This is a genomic window from Nonomuraea wenchangensis (assembly GCF_900111685.1).
GTDB lineage: Bacteria > Actinomycetota > Actinomycetes > Streptosporangiales > Streptosporangiaceae > Nonomuraea > Nonomuraea wenchangensis.
The window spans coordinates 17,391-34,670 of sequence record NZ_FOHX01000004.1 but is presented as its reverse complement, the minus strand read 5'-3'; the positions used below and the strand labels follow the sequence as shown (position 1 = coordinate 34,670).

Sequence of the window (17,280 nt, the reverse complement as noted above, 5' to 3'; positions counted from 1 at the left end):
TGGGATTCATCGGAGCACGGCGCGGGAGCGGGCGATCTGGTCGCGGGTGCGGGCGGACCAGAGGTGTTCGTTGAGCGGGTCCAGCCGGTCGAGGCAGGCGGTGAAGTGGGCCAGCGCCACCCGTTCGTCGCCCCGCCACCGGCTGATCTCGCCCAACGTGTACGAGATCAGCGCCTGCCCCCGCGTGTCCCCCGCGTTCACGAAGAGCTGCGCGCACCGGGCGAGCATGACGACGGCGGTGTCGTGGCGGCCCAGCGCGGCCTCGGCCTGGGCCAGCCGGTGCAGCGACAGCCGTTCGCCGGTCTCCCATCGCAGCTCGCGGCAGAGGTCGAGGCTGGTCCGGTAGTGGCCGATCGCCTCCTCGACGCGGCCCGTCTCGTAGCAAGCGATGCCGAGGGCGCGCAGGAAACGGGCCCGATGGAGGGCGCTGTGGCCGTCGAGGTGGGCGAGGGCCCGGCGGCAGGTCGCCCCGGCGGCGTCGTGCCGGCCCAGGTAGAACTGGATCCCGGCGATCTCGGACCACGCGCTCAGCAGGCCGTGCCCGTCGCCCAGCGCGTGGAAGCGCTCGGCGGCCAGCGTGGCGGCGGTGAGCGCGGAGCCCAGGTCGTGCTCCAGGGTGGCGGCGACCCCGAGCAGCGCGTACGCCGCCGCGTGCCGGTCCCCCGCCCGCGAGCAGCGGCCGAGCAGGTGGCGGAACTCGTCCGCGACCGTGCCGGCGCGCCGGCGGTCCACCTCGGCGTCGGCGCTCACCAGCCGCAGGCGCGTCTCGGTGCCGGTGTCCCCCGCCGTCGCGGCGGCGCCCGCGACCGTTCCCAGTAGGCGTACGGCCTCGTCGTGGAAGCCGCGCACGACGAGGAACGGCGCCAGCGCGTACGCGAGACCGGCCGCCTCCCGCACCAGCCCGGCGTGCGCGGCGGCCTCGGCCACGGCGACGAGCACGCCGCGCTCCGCCGCCAGCCAGGCGCCGCCCTCCGGACAGGGCGGCGTCCTCGGCGGCACGTCCGGTGGCGGCGGCGCGAAGGCGAGGGGCAGCTCGGCAGCGGCGCCGGCGGCGCGGGCGCGGGCCTCGGCGGCGACCCGGCGCAGGGCGGCTGTCCCGCGTTCGCCGCTCTCCTCGGCGCGGAACAGCTCGCCGGCGAAGCCGCGCAGCAGGTCGTGCATGCGGTAGCGGGGCTGGGCCGCGGCGTCGGCCGCGCCGGCGGTGATCAGCCCGGCGACGGCCAGCTCCTCCAGGGAGCCGTCCACGTCGTACGCGCTCGTCCCCGCCAGCGCCGCCACCGTCCAAGCCGCCACGCCGTCGGCGGCCACCGACCCGAGCAGCCGGAACGCGCGCCGCGCGGGCGGCGACAGCGTCGCGTAGCTCGCCTCGAACGTGGCCCGGACGTCCAGATGGCCCGCGCGCAGCTCGTTCAGCGCCGAGCCCCGTCCTGATCCCTGTGCGAGCCGGCGCGCCAGCTCGGCCACAGGCCAGGCCGGGCGGGTGGCGAGGCGCGCCCCGGCGATGCGCAGGGCGAGCGGCAGCCGCCCGCAGGCGTCGAGTATCGCCTCCGCCGCCGCCGGGTCGCTCGCCACCCGGTCCGCCCCGGCCACGCCCGCGAGCAGCGCGCGGGCCTCGGCCGGCGTGGGCACGTCCAGCGCGTACGTCACCGCGCCCGGCAGCGCCGGCAGCGGCCCGCGCGAGGTGAGGACGACGGCCGAGCCCGGCGTGCCCGGGATCAGCGGCTGCACCTGGGCCTCGCCGGCCGCGTCGTCCAGCAGCACGAGCACCGCGCGGTCGGCGATCATGGCCCGGTACGTCGCCGCCCGCTCCTCGGTGGAGGCGGGCACCCCGGCCGAGTCCACGCCGAGCGCCCGCAACAGCTCGGCGAGCAGGTCGGACGGGTCGCGGGGCGAGGCTGACGCGCCGTGCAGCCGGACGAAGAGCTGGCCGTCGGGGTACCGCTCCCTGACCAGGTGCGCGACGTGCACCGCCAGCGTGGTCTTCCCGACCCCGGGCGGCCCGGACACCGTCACGATCGCCGGCGCCCTGCCGCCCGCCGCGTCGGAGACCTCCAGGGCGGCGACCAGGTCCCGGGTCTCGCGCTCGCGCCCGGCCAGGTCGGCGATGTCGGCGGGAAGCAGGCAGATCCCCGTCCACGCGGGCTCCCGTACCGTCTCCAGCTCGGGAGCGGGAACGGGAGCGTCGTCGAGGACCGCCGCGTGCAGCTCGCGTAACTCCTGGCCGGGCTCCAGGGCCAGCTCGGCGACGAGGACCGCGCGGGCCCGCCGGTACGCCTCCAGCGCCTCGGCGCGCCTGCCCGCCCGGTGCAGCGTCAGCATGAGCCGGTGCCACAGGCGTTCGTTGAACGGCGCGGCCTCCACCAGCGCGGTCAGCTCGCCGACGAGCTCGTCGTACAGGCCGAGCCGCAGGCGCACGTCGATCCAGCCGAGCCGGGCGCTCTCCCGGCGTTCCTCCAGCTCGGCGATGCGCGCCTGCATCGTCGCGGCCAGCGTCACGTCCTCGGCGGGCCGGCCGCGCCACAGCGCCAGCGCCCGCGCGAACAGCCGGTTCGCCGTGGCGGGCTCCCCGCGCGCCGCCTCCAGCCTGGCCTCACGTACGGCCTCCTCGAAGGCGAGCACGTCGAGCCGGTCCGGGCCGAGGCACAGGCGGTAGCCGTGCGGCACGGTCTCGACCTCGATCTCCGCGCGGCGCAGCGCGGTGAGGTACGTCTGCAGGTTCGGCAGCGCGGACCGGGGCGGGTCGTCCCACACCGAGGCGATCAGCCGGTCCCTGGTCAGGACGGTGTTGGGGTGGAGCAGGAAGACGCCGAGCACCGCGCGCGCCTTGGCGGCCAGCCGGACGGGCCGCCGCGCGTCGGTGACCTGGACGGGCCCGAGGATCGCGAAGTCCACCTTCGTCTCCCGGCACGATCAGCGGTTCTGTCCTTCTATGGCGACCCTATGCGGTTTGTGTGGGCCGGTGGAGGAGGTTGATCGGAAACGACGGAAGGAGGTGAACGCGGTGAAGATCGAGGTTCGCAAGGTCGAGGCCGTCAAGGCGACCCAGTTCATGACCTGAGGCACCGCCTCCCAGTCGGCCGGGAGGCGGTCCTGCCGCCTCCCGGCCAGTCCCCGGCCCGACGAACGATGCGGACAGCGCGATGCAGGTGATGTTGAAGGAGTGCGCCTGGGAGCCCCTGGGCGACGAGCTGGTGGTGGTCCACGACCCGCGCGAGGCGTACACGCTGGCCGATCCCGACGGGCGGATCGCGGCGCTCCTCGACGAGCTGGCGCGCGGGCCGGCCACGGCCGAGGAGCTGAGCGCGCGGCTGGCCGCGCGGGGCGTCGCCGTCACGGGGGACGACGTCCGCGCGGGGCTCGCCGGGCTCGACTCGCTCGGCCTGGTCGAGGACGCCGCAGAACGATTCCTCAGCGAACCGGACGCCAACGAGCGGCATTTCTCCAATCTGACGTTCTTCGGGGCCTTCGCCCGGCTGGACACGTCGCGGGCGGAGTTCGTCCGGCGGCTGCGCGACTCGCACGTCCTCGTGCTCGGCGCGGGCGGCGGCGGCTCGGCCCTGGTGCAGTGCCTGGCCGGGCTCGGCGTCGGCGCGCTCACGCTGGTGGACCGCGACGACATCGCGCCGCGCAACTTCGCCCGCCAGTTCCTCTACCGGTACGCCGACGTCGGCCGGTCGAAGGTGGACCGCGCCGCAGAATGGGTGCGCGAGTACGACCCGGACATCCAGGTACGCGCCGTGGACCGGTGGATCTCCGGCCCCGACGACCTCAAGGACCTGACCGAGGACGTCCACGTGATCGCCGGCGGCCTCGACGGCGCGCCCGACGCGAACCTGTGGGTGAACGAGGCGGCGTTGCGCGCCGGCGTCCCGCTGGTCGCCGGCGGGATGACCCGGACCCAGCTCATCTACTTCTCCGTGGACCCGGGCCGGAGCGCCTGCCTGCTCTGTGACGAGTCCGACCTGCCGCCGGCCGACGGACGTACGAGCGCGGCGGTCGCGCAGCGGCTCAGCCGCGGACTGCGGCTCGCCAACGGCCTCACCGGGCCGATGGCGATGCAGGTCGGGTCGCTGGTCGCCTACGAGGTCATGCGCTACCTGACCGGCGTCGAGCCGCCGCGCGCGGCCGGGTCCCGGGTGGTGCTCGACCTGCTGAACGGGCTCGTCCCCGTGTGGCAGCCGTTCCCCCGCGACCCGGACTGCCCGGCGTGCGCGCTGGCCCGGCGGTGACCCCATGACCGGCCCCATGACCGGCGGGGTACGGCTGCGCCCGCTCACCGTGGTCGAGGAGGGGGACGAGGCCCTGGTCGGCGACCCCGCCACCGGCACCTTCGTCGCCATGCCCGCCGTGGGCGGAGTGGTGATCTCGGCGCTGCTGCGCGGCGCGAGCCAGGAGGAAGCCGCCGCCGAGGCCGAGGCGTTCGCCGGTGAGCCCGTGGATCTGCCGTCGTTCGTTGCGACGCTCGCCGAGCTGGGCTTCCTCGACGACCGACCGGGCGACGACCGGCCCGGCGACGTCCCACCCGGCGACGGTCGGGCGGGCGCGGAACGCCAGGCCGTGCGTACCGCGCCGATCCAGATGCGGCGCTGGATCGCTGGGGTGAGCCGGCGCGCCGCCCGCCCGTTCTTCGGGCGGGCGGCCTGGGCCTGCTATCTCGCCCTCGCCCTGTTCTGCCTGGCCGTCTTCGTCACCTCACCGTCGCTGTTCCCGAGCCCGGAACGGGACGCGTTCCTGCTCGACGACGTCGGGCTGAGCGTGCTGCTGCTCATGCCGTTCGTCCTGGTCTCGACGGCTCTGCACGAGGGCGGGCACTGGCTGGCCGCCCGCGCGATCGGCCTCAGGTCCCGGTTCGGGGTGGACCGGCGGATGATGCTGCTCGTCCTGGAGACCGACCTCTCCCAGCTCTGGACGGTGCCGCGCCGCCTCCGCTACGGGCCGCTGCTCGGCGGGATCGCGGTGGACGTGGTCGTGCTCAGCCTGCTGCTGACCGCCCGGTTGCTGATCCGGCAGGGGGTGTGGTCGCCGGCTCCCGCCGTGGACGCGACGCTCGCGGTGTGGGTGTTCGTGAAGCTGGCGGGCCTGCTGTGGCAGTGCATGGTGTTCCTGCGTACCGATCTGTACGCGGTGCTGGTCAACGCGCTCGGCTGCCGCGACCTGTGGCGGGTCAAGACCCTGCTGCTGCGGCGGGCGTTCGGCCGGCTCACCCCGGCCCAGGCCGCGGAGCTGGTCGCGGCCGGGCCGGCCGACCTACGGGCCGGGCGGTGGTTCCGGTGGGTGTGGCTGGCCGGGTTCGCCGGGGTGCTGGCCTGGTTCGTCTTCTTCGTGCTCCCTGTCGTGGTCGCGACGCTGGCGTGGACGGCCGACCGGCTCGTGCTGGGGCCGTTCGAGCCACGGTTCTGGTACGCGCTGCTGTGTGCCGCCCTGCTGCTCGGGCCGTACGTGCTGGCCCTTTTCCTGGCGGTACGGGAGCGCGTGCGGCGCTAGGCGCTCGGGTTGAGCAGCTCCGTGACGCGGAGGAACCCGTCGTCGCCGTGGCCCTGTCCGATGACGCGGCGGGCCAGCCCTTCGGCCGCGCGCATCACGCTCGCGTCGATGCCGTGGGCCTCGGAGGTGTGGACGATGTGGGCCATGGACGACACCGCCGAGGTGATGGGGTTCCCCTCGCCGGAGTACGTGCCGCTGTCCGCGTCCGCCGCGCCCTCCTCGAAGAGCGGCGGGAGGATCGCGCCGATCCCCTGGGCGAACGGCGCCAGCTCCCGCGCGCTGATCCCCTCGGCCCTGGCCACCGCCAGGGCGTGCGCGTACCCGGCCATCGCCGTCCAGAAGATGTCGAGCAGGGCGATGTCGTACGCGGCCGCCCTGCCGACGTCCGCGCCGAGGTGGGTGTGGGTGCCGCCCAGGGCGTCCAGCGTCGGCCGGTGCGCGCGGTAGAGCTCCTCGGGACCGCTGTGCAGGAACACCCCGGCCGGGGTGCCGATGGTCGGGGTCGGCGTCATGATGGCGCCGTCCAGGTAGCCGATGCCGTGGTCGCCCGCCCAGGCCGCGGTGTCCCTGGCCCGGTCGGGGGTGTCGGCGGTCAGGTTCACCAGCGTGCGTCCCTTGAGCGCGTCGGCCACCTCGGGCCGCCGTACGACGGCGTCCACCGCGTCGTAGTTGACGACGCAGATCACGGTCAACGGGCTCGCGCCGGCCGCCTCCTCCGGCGACCGGGCGACGGCCGCGCCCCGCTCGACCAGCTCCCGCTCCTTGCCCGGCGTACGGTTCCACACGGTCGTCCGTACGCCGGCGGCCAGGAAGGCGCCGGCCAGCGCCCGGCCCATCGGCCCCAGGCCGAGCACGGTGACGGCAGACTGTTGGGTGTTGGAGGTCATGCCTCAGCTCCTCAAAATGAGCAATAAAAGATGAAAAAGGGGACGACGATGACGCGCAGCCGCGCCCGGGACCCGAACGTCTGCGGGGTGACCGCCGCGATCGCCGTGATCGACGGCAAGTGGAAGACGATGCTGCTCTGGCTGCTGGAGTCCGGCCCGCACCGCCCCGGCGAGCTACGCCGGCTGCTGCCGGGGCTCACGGAGAAGGTGCTGACCCAGACGCTGCGCGAGATGGAGGCCGACGGACTGGTCCACCGGGAGGTGCACGACGTGCGCCCGCTGAAGACCGTCTACTCTCTGACCCCGTTCGGCCGCGAGCTCTCCGAGGCCCTGGAGCCGCTCTCCGACTGGGGCCACCGCCGCCTGGAGAAGCTGGCCGAGTCGCGCCCAGCCTCCTGAACCACCGCCGACCCCCCGCTTCACCTGCTTGTACGGACCCCTCCGGCCCGCACGACCAAGCTTCGCCCCGTCCGGGCCCGGCCGACAAGTACCCACAAAAAGGTGGCTATCCCGTGTCATCCCCGCTCAAGCGTGAGCAGCGGCTCGGCGAACACGGGGGCCGGGGCGTCGGGGTCCTCGGCGACGGCCCGTTCCAGGCTGCGCAGGCCGATCTCCTGCTCGTCAGGGGTGAGGTGGGCGAAGAACGACAGGGTGCGCAGGCGGAGCCGGTCGAGCACGTCGCGGCGGGTGCCGGAGGAGGGTTCGGTGACCGTGGTGAAGTCGGTGACGCGCCAGCCGGTCGCGGTGAACATGGCGATGACCTCGTGCAGCGGCTGGAAGAGCGCGGTCTCGATCTCGTGGGCCCGGGGAAAGTGGTCCAGCCACCACGGCCGGGGGTGGTGGTCGCTGAAGTTCGCGCGCAGCAGGAGGCGTCCGCCGGGGCGGAGCGCTCTGGCGAGCTCGTGGACGGCCCGCGGCTTGTCCGCCACGTGGTGCCAGGACAGGAACATGAGGGCGTAGTCGGCGCTCGCGGCCGGCACCGGCAGGCTCTCGGCGCGGCCCTCCACGTAGCGCACGCCGGGCCGCGCGGGCTGGGCCTCGGCCACCTCGCGCATGCGGACGGACGGCTCGACGCCGGTGACCGGGCCGAACGCGCCCGCCAGCGCCGGGGTGAAGCGGCCGGTCCCCGAGCCGACGTCGAGGCCGGTCAGGGGGCGGCGGCCGGGCAGCACGGCCGCGAAGGCGTCGATCCAGACCTTGAGCTGCCGCTCGGTGAGCGCCCGGCCGCGGGCGTAGTGCTGGTGCTGCTCCCTGTCGTAGTCGATCCGTCTCATCGCGGCTCCCCGTGCTCGCTCGATATATCGACCCGATACATCGCGACGATATGCCGCGCGACGTCACCCCGCAAGGCCGCGGCGGAGCACCCTGCCGGGAAGCGCGCCGGACGCGCCGGCGTCGAGGCGGAAGCCGTCGCCCGACGCTCGCCTGTCGACCACGACCACCCCGTTGACCAGCACGAAGTCGATGCCGGCCGGCGCCGCCGGTGCGTCGAACGTCGCCCGTTCCCCCACGGTCGCCTCGTCGAACACCACCACGTCCGCCCACGCCCCGGCCCGCAGCACGCCACGGTCGGTCAGCCCCATCAGCGAGGCGGGCAGCGAGGTCATCTTCATGACCGCCGTCTCCAGCGGCAGCGCCCGCTTCTCCCGCACGTACTCGCCCAGCACCTTGGGAAAGGCCCCGTAGCTGCGCGGATGGCACGGGGCCAGCCACGGCTGGTTGAACCCATCGGTGCAGACCGCGACGTACGGCAGGGACAGGTAGCGCCGGACGGCGTCGTCGCTCGTGCTCAGGTCGCTCCCCATGACGGCGTCGGAGCGCTCGTCGGGCAGCATCTCCAGGATGAGCTCGGCCTCGGCCTCCGGGCCCGGGGTGAGGCCGCGCGCGGTCAGGATGCCGGCCAGCGTCGTCCCCTGCCACCGGCGCCCGTCGCCGTCGGTCCAGTCGAACACCACCACCAGGTCGCCGTCGCCGCCGTGGTAGCGGACGATCCGGTCGACGATGCCCTCCTTGATCCGGAGCCGGTGGCGGGGGTCGGTCAGGTAGGTGTCGAGCAGCGTCGCCCGGCCGGCCGCCAGGTGCTCGCCGGGGATGAAGATGGAGGGGTTCCAGCCGAAGAACGTGTACGGGTACTGGTCGCCGGCCACGTCGATGCCGTCGGCGCGGGCCGCCTCGATCGCGCCGATCACCGCGTCCGTCTTCCACCAGTTGCACACGCCGTCGGTCTTGAGGTGGGAGAGCTGGACGCGGGCGCCGGAGTCACGGCCGATCCTGATGCCCTCCTCGACGGCGGCGAGCAGGTGGTCGCCCTCGCTGCGCATGTGGCTGGCGTAGAAGCCGCCGTGCTCGGCGACGACGGCGGCGCACGCGATCAGCTCCGCCGTACGGGAGGACAGGCCGGGGACGTACTCGAGCCCGGTGGACATGCCGAACGCGCCGTCCGCCATCGCCTTGCCGAGCAGGTCCCGCATGGCGTCGATCTGCTCGCCGGAGAGCTCCTCGGCACCGGCGGGGACGCCACAGGCGTCGCGTACGTACCCGTGCCCGGCGAGCGTGCCGAAATTGACCGCGGGAGGGGCTTGGTCCAGGCGGCCGAGAAGCTCGCCCGGCGCCATTTCCGCCATTCCGCAATTACCGGCGAGGACCGTGGTGATGCCCTGCATGAGGTAATTCTTGAACAGCAGGTGCCCGGGATCGCGGAACAGGTCGAGATCGGTGTGCGTGTGAATGTCGACGAAGCCGGGACACGCCACCCGCCCGCCCGCCTCGATCACGTCGGTGCCGGGTCCGATGAGCGCGGCCACCTCGGCACAGTCCCCGACCTGGCTGATCCTGCCCCCGGTGATCGCCAGCGCCGCCGCGCGCGGCCGCGCCGGGTCCATGGTGAGCACGGTGGCGTCGAGCACGACGACGTCCGCCGGGCCGTGGGGTGAATCAGGCATGCGATTTTCCGTTCCGAGGTGTCCGGGGGTAATTGCAGGATTGTCGGCACGGCGGCGAAGCGCTGTCAAGAAAAGCAAAGCTCAGGGCGCGCAAGTCGTATTGTGCGACGGGAGAATGACCCCCGAGCCAAGTACGCCCGCTCAGCGCGACGGCAGCAGTCCGGCCGGCACGCCGAGTTGTTCCGCCGTGAAGCGGGCGAGCAGGCCCCGCGCCGTCTCGGCGGACATGTCGCTGTAGCCGAGGGTGTTGCGCACGGCCAGGCTCTCGGCGATGGCGACGTACCGCTCGCACACCTCCGTGAGCGGCGCGACCGGCGTGAACGTGCCGTCCGCGACGCCCGCGGCGAACACCCCCATCACCGCGTCGGCCCACCGCCGCGACATGCGTACGCACTCGTCGAGGAAGGCCGGGTGCCGCCTGACCCGCGCCCACATCTCCAGCCACAGCAGGTATTCCTCGAAGGTGCCCTGGTCGCCGGGGATGCTGAGTTCGAGCAGGTGGCGCAGCTGGCCGATGGCGCTGACGTTCTCGTCGAGCAGGCGTTGCAGGGTGAGGTGCAACTGGTCGCCGGCCCAGCGGAAGGCGGCCAGCAGCGCCTCGTCCTTGCTCCTGAAGTAATAGTGGATGCTGGCGTTCGACACCCCTGCCTCGCGGGCGATGTCGGCGATGCGGGTCGCCTCGATGCCGTGCTGGGCCATGAGCCGGCAGGCGGCGACGCGGATGCGGTCCTCGGGGCTCCCGGGGTCGGGGGTCAGGCCGGGCCCGGTGCTGCCCTGTTCCCTCCAGCGGCCGGCCAGCCTGCGCAGCAGGTCGGCGTCGTCGCCGCCGGCCTGGAGCACGTCGTCGATGCGCCGGGTCATCCGCCAGGCGCGCCGGTAGTCGACGCCGAGCGCCCCGGCGATCCGGTTGGGGCGCGCCTTGCCGGGGGAGTCCAGCACCAGCACGACGGCGTCGAGCCAGGCGGCGAGCGGCACGGGGGAGCCGGCGAAAGGCGTGGTCGAGGCCGGGTAGACGTGCGCGCCGCAACTGTCGCAGGCGTACGCCCGCCGCCGCGAGACCCGGTGGAACGACCGGTCGGCCGCGCACCGGCGGCAGTGCGGCGTCCGGCCGTCGGGGGCGTGGACCGAGCTCCAGAGCAGCGCCAGCGCGGCCTCCTCCCGGTCGGTGGCCATCGCTTCCATACTTGCTTCTCCAGGTATTTTCACACTTCCGGCTCTCTGTAAATACAAGGCAGAACGTTCCTTGACAAGGCATCGCGGCGAATGGAATTGTTTCCGGCACCAAAGATATACCTGCAGAAACATGGGAGAAACAAATGGCGGCGCCGTTTCGTGACGATCTCCGGAGCGCGCCCACGGCCTGGACGAGCGGCGATTCGCCGGCGGCGGCCTTCATCACCGGGCTCACCTGGGAGCGGTTACCGCGTGAGGTGATCGACCGGGCCGTGATGTGCCTGATCGACACGCTCGCGGCCGTGCTCGCCGGCCGGGCGTCGCGGTCCGCGCTCGTGGCCGACGACCTCGCCCGCGCCTGGTGGCCCACCGGCCCGGCGACCTCGATCGTCAGCGGGAGCCCGCTGGCCACCGGCGGCGCCGCCTTCGCCAACGCGGTCGCGGCCAACGCCGTGGACATCGACGACTGCGGCATCTACACCTGGGGCCATCCCGGGGCCCAGGTCGTGCCGACCGCGCTCGCCCTGGCCGAGGAGCTGCGCCTCAGCGGGCGCGAGCTGATCACCGCGATCGTCGTCGGCTACGAGATCGCCTTCCGCGCCGGCCGCTGCGTCAACCACGAGCAGAGCGCCGTCCACTCGGCCGACCGCACCTACCGGGCCTGCGGCTCGTGGGGCGCGGTGGCCTGCGCCGCGATCGCCTGCCACGTCCACGGGCTGGACGAGACCACCACGCGGCACGCGCTGGGCATCGCCGAGTACGACTCCCCCGACCTGCCGATGATGCGCGCCATCGACACCCCCGGCATGGTCAAGCACGGCGTCGGCTTCGGCGCGCTCACCGGGCTGCTGGCGGCCGACCTCGCCCGGCGCGGCTTCACCGGGATCGAGCCCGGCCTCGACCTCGCTCGGTTCCGCCCGTACGTGGACGACCTGGGCGCCGACTACTACCTGCCCCGCGGCATCACCTGGAAGCGGTACTCCAGCTGCGCCTGGACCCACCCCGCCCTGCTCGCCGTCGAGAAGCTGCGCATCGGGCACCCCCTGCCGCCCGCGGACATCGCCCGCGTCGTCATCGAGACCTACCCCGACGCCGCCAGGCTCGGCACCCGGCTGCCGGAGACCACCGAGGAGGCCCAGTTCAACCTGGCCTGGCCGGTCGCGGCGCTGCTGGCCGACGGCCGGGTCGGGCCGGACCAGATGGCGGACGCCCGCCTCGGCGCGCCCGAGATCATCGAGCTGTCCCGGCGGATCGAGGTGGTGGTCACCGACGACCTCACCCGCCGCTACTACCTCTCGGAGGTCAACGACCCGGAGGGCAGCGACTCCGCCGTGGTCACCGTCACGCTGACCGACGGCACCGTGCTGTCGTCGGGCCGGGTCGACCACATCCTCTACCCCGAGCCCGGCTGGACCCTGGACGAGATGCGGGACAAGTTCACCTGGCTGGCCGCCGGCCGGGTGGCGCCCGAGTCGGTTCCCCGGCTGCTGGAAGCCCTGGCGGGCGTGGAATCCGCCGACGACGCCTCCGTCCTCGTACGGGACCTGGCGTCGTCCCTGACACCGGTTGGAGCCAACTGATGAGAGCACTTCGCCCGCGCGGCCGGTCGACGTTCCTGAGCGTGGTGGCGATGGTCGTCGCGCTCGGCGGCTGCGCCCTGGCCAGTGACCCGCCCGCCCCCGAGGTCGGCGGCCAGGAGAGCGCCGCCCCCACCTCCGCGCCCGCCGCCGCGACGCCCGCGGCCGACCCCGCACTGCACGACCTGCTGCCCGAGCGGATCAAGTCGGCCGGCGTCATCCGGGTGGCCAGCAACATTCCCTATCCGCCCTGGGAGATGTACACGACGGTGGGCGGTCAGCAGCCCACGGGCATCGACTACGACCTCTCCCAGGCCCTCGCCGCCAAGCTCGGCGTGAAGGCGTCCTTCGACCAGACGGCCTTCGACAGCATGATCCCCGCCCTCCTGGCCGGCAAGGCCGACATCGTCATGGCGGGCATCTTCGACACCCCCAAGCGGCGCGAGTCGCTGAGCTTCGTCGACTACGCCAAGGACGGCTACTCCCTGCTGGTCGTCAAGGGCAACCCCCAAGGGATGAAGGACGTCGCCGACCTGTCGGGCAAGACCGTCGCGGTGCAGAGCTCCACCTCCGAGGAGGCCGCGTTGAGCAAGCTGAGCAAGCGGTTCGAGTCGGAGGGCAAGCCGGGCGTCACGGTCCTCGCCTTCCCCGGCGACAGCGAGGCGTTCCTGGCGATCAAGAGCGGCAAGGCGATGGCCCGCGTGCAGGCGACCTCGGCGGCGGCGTACGCCGCGAAGACCTTCGAGGACGGCAACGCGTTCGAGCTGGTCGAGTCGCCCTCGATCACGGCCGAGTTCGGCGGCGGCATGGAGGGCATCGGCGTCCCCAAGGCGGACACCGAGCTCCGTACGGCGCTGCAGAAGGCGCTCCAGTCGCTGATGGACGACGGGACCTACCTGCAGATCCTCTCCCGGTACGGCGTGGAGAACATCGCGCTGACCAAGGCGGAGATCGACCAGGGGACCGACTAGGGAACCGACCAGGGCACCCGCGAGAAGGAGAAGTGTCATGACCTCCTTGACATCCGCCGACGCCACCTCGGCCCCGGCCGGGCAGCGGCCGCCTCCCGTCGCCGTGGTGCCGGTCCGCCGGTACGGCCGCTGGGCGGCGGCGGCACTGGTGGCGTACGTCCTGTTCGCCCTCGGCTGGTCGTTGTGGCACAACCCCAACCTCGACCTCGCCTCGATCCGGCAGTACCTGTTCGCGCCCTCGATCCTGCACGGCCTCGCCGTCACCATCGAGCTGACCCTCGTCGCCATGGTGATCGGCGTCGTCGGCGGCGTGCTGCTCGCGGTGATGCGGCTGTCGGACAACCCGGTGCTGTCCGGCGTCGCGAAGGGCTACATCTGGTTCTTCCGCGGCACTCCCCTGCTGGTCCAGATCATCTTCTGGGGCTTCCTGGGCGCGCTCTACCCCAACCTCTTCCTCGGGATCCCGCTCACCGGCGTCGTGTTCGGCTCGGTGCCGACGAGCTCGGTCATCGGCGCGGCCACCGCGGCGGTGCTGGCGCTGGCCACGAACGAGGCCGCGTACTGCGCCGAGCTGGTCCGCGCGGCCATCATCTCGGTGGACGGCGGGCAGAGCGAGGCGGCCATGTCGCTCGGCATGTCCTCGGGGCGCAGGATGCGCTTCGTCATCCTGCCGCAGGCCATGCGGGTGCTGATCCCGACGCTCGGCAACGAGGCCATCTCGATGCTGAAGATGACCGCGCTGGTCTCGGTCATCTCCGGGCGGGACCTGATGACCAGCGTGCAGCAGATCTACCAGCAGAACCTCAAGATCATACCGCTGCTGGTCGTGGCCTCGCTGTGGTACCTGCTGCTGACCTCGGTCCTCAGCGTCGGACAGCACTACGTGGAGCGCTACTTCGGCCGCGGGTTCGGCGCGAAGCCCTCGGCCGCCGCCGAACGACGGGCCAGGCGGCGCGCCGCCGCCCGCGCCAAGGCCGAGCCCTCGCCCGCGCTCGTGCCGGACACCGCGCGGGAGACCGTGGACGACCGCGAGCCCATCATCCGCGTGGAGCAGGCGTGGAAGTGGTTCGGCTCCACCGACGTGCTGCGGGGCGTGAACCTCACCGTCCGCCCCAGGCGCACGCTCGTCCTGCTCGGGCCGTCGGGCAGCGGCAAGTCCACCCTGCTGCGCTGCGTCAACGCCCTGGAACGCCTGGACTCCGGCCTGGTCGAGGTGGAGGGCAGCCGGGTCGGGCTGCGCGAGGCCGGCGGCCGGCTGCACGAGCTGACCGAGGCCGAGCTGTGCCGGCAGCGGGTCCGCATCGGCATGGTGTTCCAGCGGTTCAACCTGTTCCCGCACATGACCGCGCTGGAGAACGTCACGCTCGGTCCCCGGCGCGTGCTGGGCTTGTCCCGCGCGCAGGCCGAGGCGGAGGCCGAGCGGCTGCTGACCAGGGTCGGCCTGCGCGACAAGCTCGACTCCTACCCGTCGCAACTGTCCGGCGGGCAGCAGCAGCGGGTCGCGATCGCGCGCGCCCTGGCGATGAAGCCGCACGTCATGCTGTTCGACGAGCCGACCTCGGCGCTCGACCCCGAGCTGGTGGGCGAGGTGCTCGACGTCATGAAGGACCTGGCCAGGCAGGGCATGACCATGATCGTGGCCACCCACGAGATCGGGTTCGCCAAGGAGGTCGCCGACACCGTCGCCATGCTCGACGGGGGCGTCGTCATCGAGTCGGGCCCGCCGGAGGAATGCCTGGTGGCGCCGAAGGAGGAGCGCACCAAGGCGTTCCTGTCGAAGGTCCTCGCCTGACCCCCCGCCCGTCATCACGTCTCCCGGAGGTTTGAGCAGTGCCCGAGGTCATCGTCGTCGGCGCCGGCGTCATGGGCGCGTCCACCGCGTTCCACCTGGCCGAACGCGGCGCGCGGTCCGTCACGGTCGTCGACGCCCGGCACGCCGGGGAGGGCATGAGCAGCCGCTCGTCGGCCCTCGTCCGGATGCACTACACGTACGAGCAGGAGGTACGTCTCGCGGTCGACAGCCTCGCCTTCTTCCGCGAGTGGCCGGAGCGGGTCGGACGGCCCCCTGTGCTCCGCGAGTGCGGGTTCGTCCGGGTCGTCCAGCCCGGCGAGGCCGACCTGCTCCGCAAGAACGTCGAGATGCAGCGGGCCTGCGGGGCCGAGGCCGAGGTGATCGGCGCGGCCGACGTGCTGGAGCTGGAGCCGGGCTGGCGGGTGGACGACGTGGTCGCGGCCGCGTACGAGCCGCGCGCCGGCTACGGCGACGGCGCGGTCGTGGCGGGCGACTTCCTGTCCCGCGCCCGGGAGCTGGGCGTCGCCTACCGGCCCAACACCCCCGTGCGCTCGCTGCTCACCGACGCCGGGGGCCGGGTGCGCGGGGTCCGTACCGCTGCGGGCGACCTCATGGCCGACCTGGTCGTCCTGGCCGCCGGCGTCTGGACCCGCCCGCTGCTCCTGGCCGTGGGCGTGGATCTGCCCATCGAGCCGGAGTACCACGAGGTGGCGGTGCTGCGGGACGGGCCCGGCGGGCCGGCGTCCAGGATCGCCTGCATCGACTCGGGGACCCGTACGTACTTCCGGCCGGAGGGCGGCGGTCTGCTGCTCGGCGACTTCATCGGCCCGCGCGACGGGATCGACTCCGACGACTTCCCCCAGACGCCGGGCGAGGAGAGCGTGGTGGAGCTGGTCGGGCGGGCCGCGCGCCGCGTTCCCGCGCTCGCCGAGTCGGGCATCAGCCGCGGCGTGACCGGCGTGTACGACATGTCGCCCGACGCCCGGCCGATGCTGGGCCCGGTGGCCGGCATCGAGGGACTGATCGTGGCGGCCGGCTTCTCCGGCATGGGCTTCAAGATCTGCCCGGCGGTCGGCCGGGCCCTCGCCGAACTGGCTCTGGGCGAGCCGCACACGGTGGACATCTCCCCCTTCACCCCCGACCGCTTCGCCCAGGGCCGCCCGATCGACCCCCCGTACGGCTACGGCGACGACTGACGGGCGCTGTACCGTACGAACCCGGCGACCTGCATCGCGCCGATGAGCACCGCGCTCGCCACCATCGCCGTCCACAACCCCGCCAGTCCTCCGGCCTCGGTCGCCTGGGTCATGGTGAGGGCGAGCAGGCCGTACCCGGTGCCGGCCGAGGCCAGTTGCCAGGTCGAGCGCCTGAGCCCGACCAGCCCGTACGCCACCACGATCCCGCAGTTGCCCACCAGGGAGAAGGCCAGCAGCAGCGGCACCAGCCCACCGGCGAGGCCGAGCACGGCGGCGTCCGGCGTGAACGCACCGAGCACCGCCCCGCCCGGGAGCAGCAGCACGAGCCCGCCCACGAGCACCCCGGCCGCCGCGATCGTGACGGCCGCCCCGCTGACCCGGCGGGCGTCCCGAGGCGAGGCGGCCCTGGCGATCTCCGGCGTCGCGGCCTGCGCCGCCGCGAAGGCCGCGAGCCCCAGGAACCCGTCCAGCGCGATGAGGATCGCGTGCGCCGCCGCCCCCTGGACCCCGGTCCTGGCGGCGGTGTACGCCACCCCGCCCATGACCGTGAACTTGATCACCAGCGTGGCGGACATGGGGACGCCCACCCTGGCCATCCGTACGATCAGCCGCGCTCGTGGCCGCCCCGGCCACGGCGACGAGCCCGTCAGCCGCGACAGCACCCCGTTGGAGACGGCGACCGCGACAGCGGTGGACCCCAGCAACGCGACGCCGACGCCCTGAACCCCCATCCTCGGCACGAGAGCGAGCGACAGGGCGACCTGCGTGCCCGTGCCCGCCAGGCCGGACCAGAGCACCAGCCGGCTGCGTCCGAGCGCGACCAGCACCCCGTTGGCGCCGCTCCCCGCCGCGTACAGCAGCACGTGGAGCGCCAGCAGCAGCGGCAGCCGGCCGAGCTCCGCCACCGCCTCGTCCGGCGCCCCGCCCGCCCTCGCGATGGACGGCACCGCGAGCATGACCCCGGCGCCCGCCGCGCCGAGCCCGAGCGCGAGCCACCGCGCGTCCTTCAGCACGCCGACCGCCTCGGCCGGACGGTCGCGGTGGACGGCGACGAACGGCGCCGCCCCGCGCAGCCCTCCGGCGACCGCCGCCGTGACCGGGTTGAGCACCGCGCCGGCCAGCGTGAACGCCGCCAGTTGGGCGGTCGCCTGGTGCCCGAGCAGCGACGTGCCGACGAGTTGCGCGACGATCCCGGCGCTCATGGTCCCGAACAGGGGAACGGCGGCGCGCAGGATCGTGCGATGAGGGGAAGGCATGA

At 73.5% G+C, this 17,280-nt stretch carries 13 protein-coding genes; 7 read left to right on the top strand and 6 right to left on the bottom strand.

Going from position 1 to position 17,280, the window contains the following annotated elements; all coding sequences use genetic code 11:
* Positions 1 to 6 precede the first annotated feature (6 nt).
* Positions 7 to 2,892, bottom strand: coding sequence for an AfsR/SARP family transcriptional regulator (locus BMW85_RS12460; protein ID WP_091080820.1), 2,886 nt, complete (start codon positions 2,890 to 2,892; stop codon positions 7 to 9).
* A 248-nt stretch (positions 2,893 to 3,140) separates the two neighbouring features.
* Here BMW85_RS12460 and BMW85_RS12455 point away from each other — a divergent pair, with 248 nt between their 5' ends.
* Together BMW85_RS12455 and BMW85_RS12450 are read left to right on the top strand one after the other, a co-directional pair.
* Positions 3,141 to 4,229: a HesA/MoeB/ThiF family protein gene (locus BMW85_RS12455; protein ID WP_091080819.1), complete on the top strand. Its 1,089-nt coding sequence runs from the start codon at positions 3,141 to 3,143 to the stop codon at positions 4,227 to 4,229.
* Positions 4,230 to 4,233: 4 nt separating this feature from the next.
* Entirely contained in the window at positions 4,234 to 5,484 is a 1,251-nt protein-coding gene (locus BMW85_RS12450; protein ID WP_091080816.1) for a hypothetical protein, read from the top strand.
* Here BMW85_RS12450 and BMW85_RS12445 read toward each other — a convergent pair.
* Positions 5,481 to 6,371 (bottom strand): NAD(P)-dependent oxidoreductase, encoded by an 891-nt coding sequence (locus BMW85_RS12445; protein WP_091080814.1) that lies wholly within the window; start codon positions 6,369 to 6,371, stop codon positions 5,481 to 5,483. The genes BMW85_RS12450 and BMW85_RS12445 overlap by 4 nt on opposite strands.
* Positions 6,372 to 6,419: 48 nt before the next feature.
* On the opposite strand from BMW85_RS12445, the gene BMW85_RS12440 reads away from it, so the two are divergent.
* The gene (locus tag BMW85_RS12440) at positions 6,420 to 6,770 is read left to right on the top strand and encodes a winged helix-turn-helix transcriptional regulator (protein ID WP_091080811.1); all 351 of its coding nucleotides are present in this window, start codon (positions 6,420 to 6,422) and stop codon (positions 6,768 to 6,770) included.
* A 116-nt stretch (positions 6,771 to 6,886) separates the two neighbouring features.
* Here BMW85_RS12440 and BMW85_RS12435 read toward each other — a convergent pair whose 3' ends face one another.
* The 3 genes from BMW85_RS12435 to BMW85_RS48340 form a co-directional block, all read right to left on the bottom strand.
* Positions 6,887 to 7,645 carry a class I SAM-dependent methyltransferase gene (locus tag BMW85_RS12435; RefSeq protein ID WP_091080809.1) on the bottom strand — a complete coding sequence of 253 codons (759 nt, stop codon included), beginning with the start codon at positions 7,643 to 7,645 and terminating at the stop codon, positions 6,887 to 6,889.
* A 63-nt stretch (positions 7,646 to 7,708) separates the two neighbouring features.
* Complete coding sequence (locus BMW85_RS51915; RefSeq protein ID WP_091080806.1) at positions 7,709 to 9,313, bottom strand: N-acyl-D-amino-acid deacylase family protein; 1,605 nt, start codon at positions 9,311 to 9,313, stop codon at positions 7,709 to 7,711.
* A 141-nt stretch (positions 9,314 to 9,454) separates the two neighbouring features.
* Positions 9,455 to 10,495 (bottom strand): TetR/AcrR family transcriptional regulator, encoded by a 1,041-nt coding sequence (locus tag BMW85_RS48340; RefSeq protein WP_177240644.1) that lies wholly within the window; start codon positions 10,493 to 10,495, stop codon positions 9,455 to 9,457.
* Between the two features lie 134 nt (positions 10,496 to 10,629).
* Between BMW85_RS48340 and BMW85_RS12420 the strand changes: the two genes are divergently transcribed.
* From BMW85_RS12420 to BMW85_RS12405, 4 genes are read left to right on the top strand one after another with little or no spacing between them, the layout of a single operon-like run.
* Positions 10,630 to 12,066 carry an MmgE/PrpD family protein gene (locus BMW85_RS12420; protein ID WP_091080802.1) on the top strand — a complete coding sequence of 479 codons (1,437 nt, stop codon included), beginning with the start codon at positions 10,630 to 10,632 and terminating at the stop codon, positions 12,064 to 12,066.
* The gene (locus tag BMW85_RS12415; protein ID WP_091080799.1) at positions 12,066 to 13,034 is read left to right on the top strand and encodes an ABC transporter substrate-binding protein; all 969 of its coding nucleotides are present in this window, start codon (positions 12,066 to 12,068) and stop codon (positions 13,032 to 13,034) included. Before BMW85_RS12420 ends, BMW85_RS12415 begins: the two co-directional genes overlap by 1 nt.
* 37 nt (positions 13,035 to 13,071) lie before the next feature.
* Positions 13,072 to 14,826, top strand: a complete 1,755-nt coding sequence (locus tag BMW85_RS52520; protein WP_091080798.1) for an amino acid ABC transporter permease/ATP-binding protein — start codon at positions 13,072 to 13,074, stop codon at positions 14,824 to 14,826.
* Positions 14,827 to 14,864: 38 nt separating this feature from the next.
* The gene (locus tag BMW85_RS12405) at positions 14,865 to 16,022 is read left to right on the top strand and encodes an NAD(P)/FAD-dependent oxidoreductase (RefSeq protein ID WP_091080795.1); all 1,158 of its coding nucleotides are present in this window, start codon (positions 14,865 to 14,867) and stop codon (positions 16,020 to 16,022) included.
* Here BMW85_RS12405 and BMW85_RS12400 read toward each other — a convergent pair.
* Entirely contained in the window at positions 16,007 to 17,278 is a 1,272-nt protein-coding gene (locus tag BMW85_RS12400; protein ID WP_143082242.1) for a polysaccharide biosynthesis C-terminal domain-containing protein, read from the bottom strand. The two genes, BMW85_RS12405 and BMW85_RS12400, sit on opposite strands and share 16 nt — an antisense overlap.
* Positions 17,279 to 17,280 lie beyond the last annotated feature (2 nt).

Coding starts and splice junctions, on each gene's coding strand:
- BMW85_RS12455 (WP_091080819.1), top strand. CDS start 3,141: ATGCAGGTGATGTTGAAGGAGTGCGCCTGGGAGCCCCTGGGCGACGAG.
- BMW85_RS12450 (WP_091080816.1), top strand. CDS start 4,234: ATGACCGGCCCCATGACCGGCGGGGTACGGCTGCGCCCGCTCACCGTG.
- BMW85_RS12445 (WP_091080814.1), bottom strand. CDS start 6,371: ATGACCTCCAACACCCAACAGTCTGCCGTCACCGTGCTCGGCCTGGGG.
- BMW85_RS12440 (WP_091080811.1), top strand. CDS start 6,420: ATGACGCGCAGCCGCGCCCGGGACCCGAACGTCTGCGGGGTGACCGCC.
- BMW85_RS12435 (WP_091080809.1), bottom strand. CDS start 7,645: ATGAGACGGATCGACTACGACAGGGAGCAGCACCAGCACTACGCCCGC.
- BMW85_RS51915 (WP_091080806.1), bottom strand. CDS start 9,313: ATGCCTGATTCACCCCACGGCCCGGCGGACGTCGTCGTGCTCGACGCC.
- BMW85_RS48340 (WP_177240644.1), bottom strand. CDS start 10,495: ATGGAAGCGATGGCCACCGACCGGGAGGAGGCCGCGCTGGCGCTGCTC.
- BMW85_RS12420 (WP_091080802.1), top strand. CDS start 10,630: ATGGCGGCGCCGTTTCGTGACGATCTCCGGAGCGCGCCCACGGCCTGG.
- BMW85_RS12415 (WP_091080799.1), top strand. CDS start 12,066: ATGAGAGCACTTCGCCCGCGCGGCCGGTCGACGTTCCTGAGCGTGGTG.
- BMW85_RS52520 (WP_091080798.1), top strand. CDS start 13,072: ATGACCTCCTTGACATCCGCCGACGCCACCTCGGCCCCGGCCGGGCAG.
- BMW85_RS12400 (WP_143082242.1), bottom strand. CDS start 17,278: ATGCCTTCCCCTCATCGCACGATCCTGCGCGCCGCCGTTCCCCTGTTC.